Source organism: Pseudomonas sp. PS02288, assembly GCF_029959715.1.
Lineage (GTDB): Bacteria > Pseudomonadota > Gammaproteobacteria > Pseudomonadales > Pseudomonadaceae > Pseudomonas_O > Pseudomonas_O kuykendallii.
This window is the reverse complement of record NZ_JASCPA010000004.1, coordinates 109169-122120: the sequence shown is the minus strand read 5'-3', so window position 1 is coordinate 122120 and position 12952 is coordinate 109169. Positions and strand designations below refer to the sequence as shown.

Sequence of the window (12952 nt, the reverse complement as noted above, 5' to 3'; positions counted from 1 at the left end):
AACGGACTCGGAGGGATCACGAGCATGTACAGGATTTCCGTGGATACCGGCGGCACCTTCACCGACGTGGTGGTGACCGACAGCAGCGGTGGCTACACCATTGGCAAGGCACTCACCACCCATGCGCGCATCTTCGACGGCATGCGCGAGGCCCTCGGCGTCGCCGCCGAACAACTGGGGCTGGGCGTCGAGGCGCTGCTCGGCGCGACCGATCTGTTCATCTACGGGACCACGCGGGCGACCAACGCCATCGTCACCCAGCGCGTGGCGAAGACCGCGTTGCTGGTCACCGAAGGTTTCCCCGACATCCTCGTGCTGCGCGAGGGCGGCAAGCTCAATCCCCACGACTTCAGCCGCGACTACCCCGAGCCCTACGTCCCGCGCCGCTACACCTTCGAGGTGCGCGAGCGCATCCGCGCCGATGGCAGCGTGTCGCGCGAATTCGACGAGGCGCAGGCGCGCGAGGTGATCGGCCAATTGGCGCGGCACGATTTCGAGGCGGTCGCCGTGTGCCTGCTCTGGTCGATCGCCAATCCGGCGCATGAACAGCGCCTCGCCGCGCTCCTCGACGAACTGCTGCCCGGCGTGCCCTACACCCTTTCGCACCGCATCCTGCCGGTGATCCGCGAGTACCGCCGGGCCTCGGCCACCAGCATCGACGCCTCGCTCAAGCCGCTGATGCAGCAGCACCTGAGCGGGCTGGAGCGCGACCTGCGCGCGGCCGGTTACGCCAACGACATCCTCGTCTCGACCACGCTGGGCGGCTGCATGAACGTCGCCGAGCTGATCGAGGCGCCGATCCACACGGTGAAATCCGGCCCGGCCATGGCGCCGGTCGCCGCGGCCGCCTACACGCGCCTGGAAGACCTCGGCAGCAACGCCATCGTCTGCGACACCGGCGGCACCACCTTCGACGTCGGCCTGGTCCGCGACGGCAACCTCACCTACAGCCGCGACACCTGGCTCGGCGGCCTGTGGAGCGGTCACCTGCTGGGCATTTCCTCGGTGGACATCCGCTCGGTCGGCGCCGGCGGCGGCTCCATCGCCTGGTGCGACGAGGGCGGCCTGATGCGCGTCGGCCCGCAGAGCGCCGGCTCCGATCCCGGCCCGGCCTGCTACGGCCGCGGCGGCGAGTTGCCGACGGTGTCGGACGCCGCCTGCGTGCTCGGCTACTTCAATGCCGAGGCCTTCCTCGGCGGGCGCATGCGCCTCGACGTGGCGGCCGCGCGCCGTGCCCTCGCGCCGCTGGCCGAGCGTTTCGGCGCCAGCATCGAGCAGACCGCCTACGACATCATCAGCCTGGCCAGCGAGCTGATGATCAAGGCGATCCGCGAAATCACCATCGCCGAGGGTGTCAATCCGAACGAAAGCACCCTGGTCGCCGGCGGTGGCGCGGCTGGCATCAACATCCTGCCGATCGCCCGCGAGCTGGAATGCGAACGCGTGGTGCTGCCCAAGGCGGCTTCGGCGCTGTCCGCCGCCGGCATGCAGTTCGCCGACATCCTCAAGGAGGAAACCGCGAGCCTGGTGACCACCTCGAACCGCTTCGACCACGCCGCGGTGAACCGCACCCTGGGCGAACTCGAACGGCGCCTGCTGGGCTTTCTCGAAGGCCTCGGCGCACAGGCACGCGACAAGGCGAGCCTCGAGTTCTTCGTCGAGGCGCGTTACTTCGGCCAGATCTGGGAGCTGGATACGCCGCTGCCGTTCAGCCGTATCGAGGATGCGGCGGACGTCGAACGGCTGGTCGAAGCCTTCCACCAGGTCCACCAGCGGGTATTCGCCATCGACGACCGCGCCAGCGCCGTGGAATGCATCAACTGGAAGGCGCGCCTGACCGTCGCCCTCTCCTCGCCGCTGGTGCAGAGCCTCGCCCGCGCGGCGCAAGGCGAGGATGCGCCGGTGGCCGCCTACCGGACCTGCCACTTCGACGCCGGGGTAAGCATCGAAACGCCGATCCATGCCGGTGCCGACCTGCTTCCCGGCCACCGCGTGCAGGGCCCGGCGATCATCGAGGAGCCAACCACCACGCTGGTGGTCTATCCGGGCATGTCGGCGCGCGTCAGCGACGCCGGCAACTACATCCTGAGCTACCAGTGAGGGCGCCCGGAATGGACCAGAAGCAAGCCATCAACCCGGTACTCACCGCGGTGATCGCCAACCGCATCGACGGCATCGTCCGCGAGATGACCAACACCCTGCTGCGCGCCGCGCGCTCGGCGGTGATCAACAGCGCGCGCGACTTCAGCTGCGGCCTGTGCACCGCCGACAATCAGCTGCTGGCCTGCGCCGACGGGCTGCCGATCCACAGCTTCGGCGCGCACCTGCAAACCCGCACCATGTGCGAGTTCCACCCGGACCTCGCCGAGGGCGACGCCTTCCTGCACAACGACCCGTACACCGGCAACACCCACCCGGCCGACCACACCATCCTGGTGCCGGTGTTCGTCGAGGGCGAACACCTCTTCACCGTGGTCGCCAAGGCGCACCAGGCGGACATCGGCAACTCGCAACCGACCACCTACCACGCCTCGGCGAAGGACGTGTACGAGGAAGGCGCGCTGATCTTCCCGGCGGTGCGCGTGCAACGCGACTACCAGATGAACCAGGACATCGTGCGCATGTGCCAGAGCCGAATCCGCGTGCCCGGCCAGTGGTACGGCGACTTCCTCGCCAGCCTCGGCGCCGCGCGGATCGGCGAGCGGCGGCTCAAGGAGCTGTGCGAGAAGTACGGCAAGGAGCGCATCAAGACCTTCATCCGCGACTGGCTGGACTACTCAGAGCAGCGCATGGCCCAGGCCATCCGCCGGTTGCCCAGGGCGCGGCTGGTGAACACCGGCGGCCACGACCCGGTGGAGGGCATCGTCCCCGAGGGGATTCCGATCAAGCTGGAAATCGAGGTCGACCCCGAAGCGGCGATGGTCACCCTGGACATGCGCGACAACATCGACAACCTGCCCTGCGGCTTCAACGTCAGCGAGGCCTGCACCATTTCCGCCTCGCTCACCGGCCTGTTCAACTCGCTGCCGGCGGACATCCCGAAGAACTCCGGGGCCTTTCGCCGCGTGCGCATGCTGCTCGGCGAAGGCAAGGTGATCGGCCGCCCGGCGTTCCCGCACAGTTGTTCGGTGGCCACCACCAACGTCGCGGACCGCCTGGTGAACTGCGCCGGCGCGGCCTTCGCCCAGCTCGGCGACGGCTACGGCGTCGCCGAGGGAGGCCTGGGCATGGGCGTGGGCCTGGCGGTGGTCTCCGGCGACGATCCGCGCCAGGGCAACGAGGCCTACGTCAACCAGTTGATCATCGCCATCAACGGCGGCCCCGCCAGCGCCCACGCCGACGGCTGGCTGACCTGGGGCCTGCCGGTGGACTGCGGGCTGATGTACCGCGACTCGGTGGAGATCGACGAGCTCAAGCACCCCATCGAGTTCAGCCACATCCGCCTGATCCCCGGCTCCGGCGGCGCCGGCAAGTTCCGCGGCGCGCCGGGCGGCGACATGGCCTATGGCCCCACCGAGGCGCCGCTGACGGTGATGTTCCCCTGCGACGGCCAGCTCAGCCCGCCGCGGGGCGTGCGCGGTGGCGGCGATGCCATCGCCGCCGCGGCCTGGCACATCCGCGCCGACGGCAGCCAGAGCAAGCTGCCCAACGTGGTCGCGCTGACGCTGCACAAGGGCGAGCTGATCCGCGGCATCGACTGCTCCGGCGGCGGCTATGGCGACCCGCTGGAGCGCGAACCGCGCCGCGTGCTGCACGACGTGCTGGAGCGCTGGGAAACCCCGTCGCGCGCCTTCGAGCTCTACGGCGTGGTGTTCAGCGGCTCGCTGGAGGGCCTCGACCTCGCCGTCGACGCGACGGCCACCACCGTCCGGCGGCAAGCCCTGCGCGCGCAACGCGGCAACGGTTGAGCGCGAGGCCGTGTCCGTGGTGTCATCAGCAGGCATCCCGCGCGGACAGGCGGGTAAATCGAGCAACGCAGAGGAAAGAAGATGACGGATGCATCAGATCGCTTGACCCACGACCTCTTCAATGGCGCCCGTTCGCGGCGCGACATGCTTAAACTGCTGGGCATCGCCGGCGCCGCCGGTCTGCTCGGAGGTCCGTTGCTCTCCGGCCGCACACAGGCGGCGGCGAAACGCTTCACCTGGGGCACCAACGCCGACTACGCGCGGCCCGAGTTCCTCGCGCCCTTCCTCAAGGCCAGCGGCATCGAGGTGCAGACCAGCCTGTTCGCCGACCCATCGGAAATCATCACCAAGCTGCAATCCGGCGGCGCCGGCGTCGAACTGCTCACCGACGGTTCCTACCACGCGCAGATCACCTATGACGCCGGCGTGCTCAAGCCGATCGACACGGCCAGGCTGAAAAACTGGTCGAAGCTGATCCCCGGCTTCGACAAGGCCGCCGGGATGATCTACGACGGCAAGACCTACGGCGTGCCCTACGCCTGGGGCACCGACTCGATGGTCTACAACCACGGCATCGTTGGCCAGGAGGTCGACGATCTGGCGATCCTCTTCGACAAGGAATTCGCCGGGCGCATCGCCATGCCCAACGGCCTGTTCGAGAGCGTGGTGGTGGCCGCGCTCTACCTTGGCATCAAGACCCCGTTCGCCATGGACAAGGACCAGCTCGACGCCGTCGCCGAGGTGCTGATCAAGCAGAAACCGCTGGTGCGCTCGTACTGGAACGACATCGGCGACCTGAAGAACCTCATGGCCACCGGCGAAGTCGCGGTGTGCTGGGGCTGGCAGCCGCTGCTGGAAATCCGCAAGTACGACGTCGACGTGCGCTGGACGCACCCGAAACAGGGCGAGCTGGCCTGGTACGACGCGGCCTTCCTGACCAAGGACGCCAACGCCGAGAGCGAGGCCGCCTGCCTGGCCTTCATCGACTACCTGCTCGGCGAGCAGTACGGCGCGATGATCGGCAAGGACATCGGCTACCGCACCACCTCCACCGCGGCGATCGCCACGATGGATGGCAAACTGGTCGATTCCCTCGACCTGGCCAAGCCGGACGCCTTCCTGAAGAACGCCGTCTGGTGGACCTCACCGACCAATCCCGCCGGCTATCAGGCGGTGTGGGACAAGGTACTCAACGCCTGATACCGATACGCCCCGCCGTTCTCCCGGACGGCGGGGCGTGGGTGGACGTACCTTCGGAGGCCGCGTGCGCTTTTCCCGTTACCCGCTGATCACCGGCGGCCCCTGGCTGCTCCTGCTGCTGACATTCTTCGTGCTGCCCATCGCCGGCCTGCTGCTGCTTTCGCTGTCGCCGGGCAACGGTTCGACGGCGGCGTTCCCGACCCTGGACAACTACCGCGGGATTCTCGATCTGGCGTCCGGCCGCCCGCAGGTGCTGGCGCGCACCCTCGGCGTGGCACTCGGCGTCGTGCTGCTGGCCACGCTGATCGCGCTGCCGGTGGCCTACTACCTCGCCAAGGGCGTGCGTTCGACGCGGTTGCAGGCGCTGGTGCTGATGCTGGTGACCGTGACCTTCCTGGTCGGGCCGTTGATCCGCACCGTGTCCTGGCGCGGCATCCTCGGCGTGAAGGGCCTGATCAACACGGCGCTGACCAGCAGCGGCCTGCTCGACGCGCCGATCATGGCGCTGCTCTACGGGCGCCCGGCGGTGATCGCGGCGATGACCTACAACAGCTTCCCGTTCATGCTGTTCACCCTGTTCCTGGCGATAAGGAGCATCGACGACCGCTACCTGGTGGCGGCGCGCGACCTCGGCGCCTCGGCCAGCGCAACCTTCTGGCGCATCGTCATGCCGCTGGCGGCGCCTGGCCTGTGCGTCGGCGCGGTGCTGGTGTTCGTACCGACCCTGAGCACCGTGCTGGAACCGGAAATGCTCGGCGGCACCTCCGGCCGGCTGACCACCACGGAAATCCGCGACCAGTTCTTCCACGCGCTGAACTGGCCGCTGGGCAGCGCGCTGACGGTACTGCTGATCGTCGCCGGCGGGCTTGCCGTCGGCCTGCTGGCGGCGCTGCTGGCACTCTTCGCCCGCGCCTGCGGACGCGTCGGCCTGAGCCTCGGCACGGGCGGCGGACGATGAAGCGCCCGCGCCACCCGTTCCTGCTGCTGTGCACCCTGGCGATGCTGATCTACGCGCTGGTGCCGATCGTCACGGTGATCGCCTTCAGCTTCAATCCGCTGCCGTTCTACGCCTTCCCGATCACCGGCTTCACCGGCAAGTGGTACACCGCGCTGGTCGCCGACCCGCGCATCGGCGCCTCGCTGCTCGCCTCGCTGGGTATCGCCACGCTGGTGGCGCTGCTGGCGACGCTGCTCGGCACGCTGTTCGCCTTCTTCGTGGTGCGCGCTCAGGCGCGCTTCAAGCGCCTCTGGGTGGCGTTCGGTTTCCTCCCGCTGGTGGTGCCGGTGCTGGTGCTCGCAGCCGGCCTGCAGGTGGCCTTCGTCGAACTCGGCCTGCCGCTCGGCTACCCCACGGTGATCATCGGCCACACGCTCTACACCTCGCCCTTCGTCGCGCTGATGGTGATGGCGCAGTTGCTGCGCTACGACGAGCGTCTCGACGAAGCCGCCCGCGACCTCGGCGCCAGCCAGCGGCAGATGTTGCGCCACGTGACCCTGCCGATCCTCTGGCCGAGCATCCGCTCCGGGCTGCTGCTGGCCTTCCTGCTGTCGTTCAACGAATGGGCGATCGCCTTCTTCACCGGGCGCGGCTTCAACACCCTGCCGATGCTGATCTACTCGATGGCGCGCAACGGCCTGCCGCCCAGCGTGCTGGCCTACTCCGCGCTGGCCGTCGGCTGTGTGCTGCTGGTCGCCGGGATGATCCTGCCCTTCGCTCTCAAACTCATCCGAGGACGCGCATGACCCCGCCCGACTCCCCCCGCGACCTGGTCATCGATGCAGTGAGCAAGACCTACGGCGCCACCCTGGCGGTGGACCGCGTCAGCCTGGAGGTCGGCCACGGCGAGATCGTCGCCATTCTCGGCCCGTCCGGTTCCGGCAAGACCACCCTGCTGGGCATGGTCAGCGGCCGCCTCGGCCTCGACGGCGGCGACATCCGCATCGCCGGGCGCTCCATCGCCGGGCTGCCACCGGACCGCATCGACGCCGCCACGGTGTTCCAGGACTACGCGCTGTTCCCGCACCTGAACGTGCTGGAAAACATCGGCTTCGGCCTGCGCATGAAGGGCCTGGGCAAGGCCGAGACCCGCGCCGCGGCGCTGCGGATGCTCGAACTGGTGGGCCTCGCCGAATTCGCCGAACGCGCGGTGACGCAGCTCTCCGGCGGGCAGAAGCAGCGCGTCGCCACCGCCCGCGCGCTGGCCGTGCAACCCGCCGTGCTGCTGCTCGACGAACCCCTCGGTGCGCTCGACCGGCAGATCCGCCAACGCCTGCAGCGCGAACTCGCCGGCCTGCTGCGCGAGCTGAAGATGACCGCGCTGCTGGTCACCCACGACCAGGAAGAAGCCTTCGCCATGGCCGACCGGGTGGCCATCATGCAGGCCGGACGGCTGGAGCAGATCGATGCGCCGGGCGAGCTGTACCGCTGGCCGCGCACCGAATTCGTTGCCACCTTCCTCGGCGCCGGCAGCCTGCTCGACGCCCGCTGCCTGGCCAGCGATGCCGCCGGGCTGGAGTGCGAAGCCCTCGGCGGGCAGTTCCGCGCGCGCTGCCGCGTGCCCGCCGCGTCCAGCCAGGTACGCGTGCTGATCCGTCCGGAACAGCTGCGCATCGCCCGCCCCGGTGAGCTGACGGCGCCGGTATGGCGCGGCGCACGCATCGCCGAGGTCCTGAACAGCAGCGAGGTCACCCGTTACCGGATGGACGTCGCCGGCACCACGCTGGAATCCGTCGCCCTCGGCCTGCCGCGCTTCGTTCCTGGCGAGCAGGTGGACTGCACGCTGGAACACGACGGGCCGGTAGTGATCGGCTGACGTGATCGGGGTTTGGTTGGTGGGCTGAAGCCCACCCTATCCGGCCTGGAGCCGTAGGGTGGGTTTAGCCGCGCCGCACGGATCGCCCGTAGCTCCACGAAATCCCGTCGCGGCGTAACCCACCGCCCGGAGCCTCGCCAGGCACAGCGCGATCAGTGCATGAAGGTGTCGAGGTAGGCGGCGACGCTTCTCGCCAGGCGCCGGCGCCAGGGCGGTGTCGTTGGGTTGGCGAGCACGCGGTCTTCGTGGGCGAAGGAACGCATGATCAGCTGATAGCCGAGCCAGCGGCATGGCTCGGGTTCCCAGCGGCGCAGGCTCTTGCCCAGCGGCTGGTCGCGGATCACCCAGGGCAGCCGGGTCAGCGCGCTGTCGTTGTGCAGGATCAGGTCGGCGACGGTGCGCCCGCCTAGGTTGGTCGCGCCGACGCCCTCGCCGCCGAAACCGCCGGCCAGCGCCAGTCCGTTCTTCTCGTCGCGCAGCATGTGCGGGCGGAAGCGCCGCGCCATACCCATGTTGCCGCCCCAGGCGTGAGACAGCTTCACTCCGCGCAGGCGGGGGAACAGCGATTCGAACAGGTAGCGGCGCAAGCCGATCTCCGCCTCGGTGAGCTGGAAGTCCTCGCGCACGCGCCCGCCGAAGCGGTAGCCACCGCGCGCGCCGAACACCAGGCGGTCGTCGCGGGTGCGGTGGCCGTAGGTGATCTGCCGGCTGTTCTCGGCGAACGCCTGGCCGTCGCGCAGGCCGATCTCGTCCCAGGTCGATGCGGGCAGCGGTTCGGTGGCGACAATCAGGCTCTGCACCGCGACCTGATAGGGCTGCAGCAGGCCGAAGCCGCCGGCGTAGCCTTCCACCGCCGGGACGATCCAGTCGGCGCGCACGCGAGCGCCCGCGGTGCGCAGTTCGCGCGGCTGCCAGTCGCTCACCGGGCTGCGCTCGTAGATCGTCACGCCGAGGCGCTCCACCGCCTGCGCCAGGCCGCGTACCAGGCGCGCCGGCTGGATGGTGGCGCAATGCGGCGAATAGATCGCGCCGTAGGCATCGGCGATGCGCAACTGGGCGTCGAGCGCAGGGCGGTCCAGCCAGACGTAGTCGCGCTCGTCGTGGCCTTCGCGGTACAGCGCGTCGAGTTCGTGGCGCAGGCGGCTGCGCTGCTCCGGATAGCGCGCCGCGCAGGTCAGGACGCCGCCCTTGAGATAACCACAGTCGATGCCTTCGGCCTGGATCACGCCGGCGACTTCATCGGGAATCGACTTGAGTACCGCGTAGGCGCGCATCCGCTCCTCCTTCGGCAGCGGCGCCAGGTAGCGGTCCTCGCCGAGCATGCGCCCCATCAGCCAGCCGCCGTTGCGCCCGGAGGCCCCGTAGCCGGCGGTCTGCGCCTCGAGGATGACGATGCGCAGGTGCGGCGCCTGGCGCTTCAGGTAGTAGGCGGCCCACAGCCCGCTGTAGCCGGCGCCGACGATCGCGACGTCGACATCCAGGTCCTGCGCAAGGCTCGGTCGCGCGCGCAGCGGCGTGTCGAGCTGATCCATCCACAGGCTGATGTTTTCCCAGTTCTGCATCGCGAGGGCTCCAGGGCGACGTGTGGAGGCCAGTCTAGGGCGCGTCCGCGTCGCGGTCGTTCGCGCGGGTCCGTGCGGAATTCAGCTGCCTGAGGTAGCCGCGCGGCGGCAGGCCGGTGCGTTCGCGGAAGCAGCGGTAGAACACCGACAGCGAGTTGAAGCCGACGGCGAAGGCCAGCTCGTCGATGCGACCGGCGTCCTCGTCGCCGAGGCGCTCCAGCAGATGGTCGACGCGGGCGCGGTTGACGTACTGGTAGAAGCTGACCCCGAGCACCTGGTTGAGCAGGTAGGACACCTGGTTGCGGCTGTAGCCGGTGTCGGTGGCGACCTTGCTCAGGTCGAGGTCGCTGGCCAGGTAGGGCTTTTCGCTGGCGAAGTACTGTTCCAGGTCGAGCAGCATCAGGCGCACCTGCACCGACGACAGGCCGAGCCGCCGGATCTTCGCCGTCGGCGCCTCGGCCCTGGCGCCGACGCTTTCCTCGCGCACCGCGGTGGCGTATTCGTGGACCCGCCAGATCAGCCCGTCGCGTACGGTGATCGCCTCGCTGGCGCGGAACGAGGCCAGCCGGCCGCTGCGCCGCAGGGTCAGCCGCGAGCAGTACTGGATGAATGCGGTGTCGCCGTCGACGCGGATGCGGTCGGTGTGTTCGATGTGTTGCTGCGGGCTGTGCGGCATGGCGGTGCGCACGTAGTCGCGCAGCGCGTCGAAGGGGATCCGCAGGTTGTTGAAGAAGTCGTAGTACTCGATAGCGGGGTGATAGAGCGCCATCACGCCTTCCACGTCGAGTGCCATCCAGCACTGGTGATAGCGCTCCACCACCTCGCGGGTTCGCCGGGTTTCCTCGTCCACGCTGCTTCTCCGAATCCTCTGCCAGCCGCAGGGTAAGGATTGCCCACGGCTTTGCAACGCCCCGCCGGCGAATTCCTCGCCTGTACGGAACAGCGACGGCCCTCGGCGGCGACCTTGATCCGACGGCGCAAGCCCGGCGCCGCGATAGCATTGGACCGCATCGGCCGGCAACTCTAAGCTGCGTTTCCCTTCGTACACGCGGGCGCCCATGTACTCCGTCGTCAACGTCGTCATTCCGATCTTCGCCCTGATCCTGGTGGGCTACGTCTGCCGCCGCACCGGCCGCCTGGGACCGACCGCCGCCGCCGAGATCAACAAGTTCGTGGTCTGGCTGGGCCTGCCCTCGCTGCTGTTCCAGGTCACCGCCGGCTCGAGCTGGGAGAAGGTCTGGCAGCCGGGCTTCATCGTCGCCGTCACCGTCGGCTGCCTGGCGGTGTACCTACTGACCCTGGCCTACCGCCTGCGCGGCGAGCGGCGCCTGGTCGACGCCAGCATCGACAGCCTCAGCGCCTCCTACGCCAACACCGGGTTCATCGGCATTCCGCTGTGCGCGCTGGTGTTCGGCCAGGATGGCCTGGAGCCGGCGATGATCGCCTCGATCCTGGTGGTCTGCGTGCTGTTTTCCCTGGCGGTGGTGTGCATCGAGATCGGCCTGCAGGCCGAGAAGAGCCTGCACCACGCCGTGCTCAAGGTGCTCAAGGCACTGGCGAAGAATCCGCTGATCGTCTCGCCGATCCTCGGCGCGTTCTGGGCAATGGGCGGGCAGCCCCTGCCCGGCCCGCTGCACCAGTTGCTCACCCTGCTGGCGAACGCCACCACGCCCTGCGCACTGGTGTCGCTCGGGCTGTTCCTCGCCCAGGCGCAGAAAGGCTCCAGCGAGGGCGCGATGCCGATCGTGCTGATCAAGCTCATCGTGCAGCCGCTGATCACCTGGGTGATCGCCTTCCCGCTGCTGCACCTGCCGCCGCTGTGGGCCAACTCGGCGCTGCTGCTCGCCGCCCTGCCCACCGGCACCGGGCCGTACATGCTCGCCGAGTTCTACAACCGCGAGGCCGCGCTGGTATCGCGGGTGATCCTGGTCTCGACCCTCGGCTCGCTGCTGACCACCTCGCTGCTGCTCTACCTGCTCGGGCTGTAATCCGCCGTACAAAGGCAGCTGCGGCGCAGACACCGCGCGGCGGCGCTGGCATCATTGCAGCCCGCCGCGCCTGCTCGCCCCAGGACGCGCAGCAGACTTTGCACAGGTTCCCAGGAGAGTTCGCCCATGGCCGCCCGGCCCATCCTCACCGTGATTCCACCCACCTCGCCGCTGCGTGGCCAGGTCGCGCCGCCCGGCTCGAAGTCGATCACCAACCGCGCGCTGCTGCTGGCGGCGCTCGCCAGGGGCACCAGCCGCCTCAGCGGCGCGCTGAAGAGCGACGACACCCGGCACATGTCCGAGGCACTGCGGCAGATGGGCGTCGAAGTGCTCGAGCCGGACGACACCACCTTCGTCGTCAGCAGCGACGGCCGCCTGCGCGCGCCGACCGGCCCGCTGTTCCTCGGCAACGCCGGCACCGCCGTGCGCTTCCTCGCCGCCGCGGTCGCCAGCGTCGATGGCGCCGTCACCCTGGACGGCGACGACTACATGCGCAAACGCCCGATCGGCCCGCTGCTCGACGCACTGCGCAGCGTCGGCGTCGGCGTCGACTGCGCCAGCGGCTGCCCGCCGCTGACGGTGCACGGCACCGGGTGCTTTCCGGCCGGGCGCATCGAGGTCGACGCCGGCCTCTCCAGCCAGTACGTCTCGGCCCTGCTGATGGCCGCCGCCTGCGCCGAAGGCCCGGTGGACATCGCCCTGCACGGCAAGGACATTGGTGCCCGTGGCTACGTAGACCTGACCCTGGCGGCGATGCGGGCCTTCGGCGCGCAGGTCGAGCAGCAGGACGAGATGACCTGGCGCGTAATGCCCGGCGGCTATGTCGCGCGCGACTACTTCATCGAACCCGACGCCTCCGCCGCCACCTACCTGTGGGCCGCTCAGGTGCTCAGCGAGGGCGACATCGACCTCGGCGTCGCGGATGCCGACTTCACCCAGCCGGACGCCCGCGCCAACGACTTCATCCGCCAGTTCCCGCGGATGCCGGCGCTGATCGACGGCTCGCAGATGCAGGACGCCATCCCGACCCTGGCGGTGCTCGCCGCCTTCAACGAGACCCCGGTGCGCTTCGTCGGCCTGGCCAACCTGCGGGTCAAGGAATGCGACCGCGTCGCCGCCCTGCACGACGGCCTCAACGCGATCCGCAGCGGCCTCGCCAGCGTGGAAGGCGACGACCTGCTGGTGGCCGCCGACCCGGCGCTGGCCGGCAGCACCTGCGACGCGCTGATCGAGACCCACGCCGACCACCGCATCGCCATGTGCTTCGCCCTCGCCGGGCTGAAGATCCACGGCGTGCGCATCCTCGACCCGGAATGCGTCGGCAAGACCTACCCCGGCTACTGGAAGGCCCTGGGTTCGCTGGGCGTCACCTTCGAGCGCAGCTAGCCGAACGGACGCGGACAAAAAACGGCCCTGAGGGGCCGTTTTTCGTTCGATTCGAGCGGATACCGCGCGTCGCCCGGCCGACCGGTGCTGCTCGC

10 protein-coding genes are annotated in these 12952 nt (G+C 69.4%); 8 read left to right on the top strand and 2 right to left on the bottom strand.

Annotated elements, in window-relative coordinates; translation table 11 throughout:
- Positions 1–24 precede the first annotated feature (24 nt).
- From QMX85_RS03645 to QMX85_RS03620, 6 genes are all read left to right on the top strand, one after another.
- Positions 25–2100, top strand: a complete 2076-nt coding sequence (locus QMX85_RS03645; protein ID WP_282338848.1) for a hydantoinase/oxoprolinase family protein — start codon at positions 25–27, stop codon at positions 2098–2100.
- 11 nt (positions 2101–2111) lie between these two features.
- Complete coding sequence (locus QMX85_RS03640) at positions 2112–3908, top strand: hydantoinase B/oxoprolinase family protein (protein WP_282338847.1); 1797 nt, start codon at positions 2112–2114, stop codon at positions 3906–3908.
- A gap of 81 nt (positions 3909–3989) precedes the next feature.
- The gene (locus tag QMX85_RS03635) at positions 3990–5108 is read left to right on the top strand and encodes an extracellular solute-binding protein (RefSeq protein WP_282338846.1); all 1119 of its coding nucleotides are present in this window, start codon (positions 3990–3992) and stop codon (positions 5106–5108) included.
- Positions 5109–5172: 64 nt separating this feature from the next.
- The gene (locus QMX85_RS03630) at positions 5173–6066 is read left to right on the top strand and encodes an ABC transporter permease (RefSeq protein WP_282338845.1); all 894 of its coding nucleotides are present in this window, start codon (positions 5173–5175) and stop codon (positions 6064–6066) included.
- Positions 6063–6851, top strand: a complete 789-nt coding sequence (locus tag QMX85_RS03625; RefSeq protein WP_282338844.1) for an ABC transporter permease subunit — start codon at positions 6063–6065, stop codon at positions 6849–6851. Before QMX85_RS03630 ends, QMX85_RS03625 begins: the two co-directional genes overlap by 4 nt.
- A complete protein-coding gene (locus QMX85_RS03620) occupies positions 6848–7921 on the top strand; it encodes an ABC transporter ATP-binding protein (RefSeq protein ID WP_282338843.1) in 1074 nt (357 codons plus the stop codon). Before QMX85_RS03625 ends, QMX85_RS03620 begins: the two co-directional genes overlap by 4 nt.
- A 152-nt stretch (positions 7922–8073) precedes the next feature.
- On the opposite strand, the gene QMX85_RS03615 is transcribed toward QMX85_RS03620, so the two are convergent.
- Both QMX85_RS03615 and QMX85_RS03610 read right to left on the bottom strand, forming a co-directional pair.
- Positions 8074–9483, bottom strand: a complete 1410-nt coding sequence (locus tag QMX85_RS03615) for an FAD-dependent oxidoreductase (RefSeq protein WP_282338842.1) — start codon at positions 9481–9483, stop codon at positions 8074–8076.
- A gap of 34 nt (positions 9484–9517) precedes the next feature.
- Positions 9518–10303: a nuclear transport factor 2 family protein gene (locus QMX85_RS03610; RefSeq protein ID WP_282338875.1), complete on the bottom strand. Its 786-nt coding sequence runs from the start codon at positions 10301–10303 to the stop codon at positions 9518–9520.
- Between the two features lie 238 nt (positions 10304–10541).
- On the opposite strand from QMX85_RS03610, the gene QMX85_RS03605 reads away from it, so the two are divergent.
- Both QMX85_RS03605 and QMX85_RS03600 read left to right on the top strand, forming a co-directional pair.
- Entirely contained in the window at positions 10542–11471 is a 930-nt protein-coding gene (locus QMX85_RS03605; protein ID WP_282338840.1) for an AEC family transporter, read from the top strand.
- 126 nt (positions 11472–11597) lie between these two features.
- Positions 11598–12857 carry a 3-phosphoshikimate 1-carboxyvinyltransferase gene (locus QMX85_RS03600; RefSeq protein ID WP_282338838.1) on the top strand — a complete coding sequence of 420 codons (1260 nt, stop codon included), beginning with the start codon at positions 11598–11600 and terminating at the stop codon, positions 12855–12857.
- The last annotated feature ends 95 nt before the right edge of the window (positions 12858–12952 follow it).

What these genes read in the sequence shown, in the direction of transcription:
- QMX85_RS03625 (WP_282338844.1), top strand. Translation starts at nt 6,063, where the DNA reads ATGAAGCGCCCGCGCCACCCGTTCCTGCTGCTGTGCACCCTGGCGATG.
- QMX85_RS03645 (WP_282338848.1), top strand. Translation starts at nt 25, where the DNA reads ATGTACAGGATTTCCGTGGATACCGGCGGCACCTTCACCGACGTGGTG.
- QMX85_RS03620 (WP_282338843.1), top strand. Translation starts at nt 6,848, where the DNA reads ATGACCCCGCCCGACTCCCCCCGCGACCTGGTCATCGATGCAGTGAGC.
- QMX85_RS03605 (WP_282338840.1), top strand. Translation starts at nt 10,542, where the DNA reads ATGTACTCCGTCGTCAACGTCGTCATTCCGATCTTCGCCCTGATCCTG.
- QMX85_RS03635 (WP_282338846.1), top strand. Translation starts at nt 3,990, where the DNA reads ATGACGGATGCATCAGATCGCTTGACCCACGACCTCTTCAATGGCGCC.
- QMX85_RS03600 (WP_282338838.1), top strand. Translation starts at nt 11,598, where the DNA reads ATGGCCGCCCGGCCCATCCTCACCGTGATTCCACCCACCTCGCCGCTG.
- QMX85_RS03640 (WP_282338847.1), top strand. Translation starts at nt 2,112, where the DNA reads ATGGACCAGAAGCAAGCCATCAACCCGGTACTCACCGCGGTGATCGCC.
- QMX85_RS03615 (WP_282338842.1), bottom strand. Translation starts at nt 9,483, where the DNA reads ATGCAGAACTGGGAAAACATCAGCCTGTGGATGGATCAGCTCGACACG.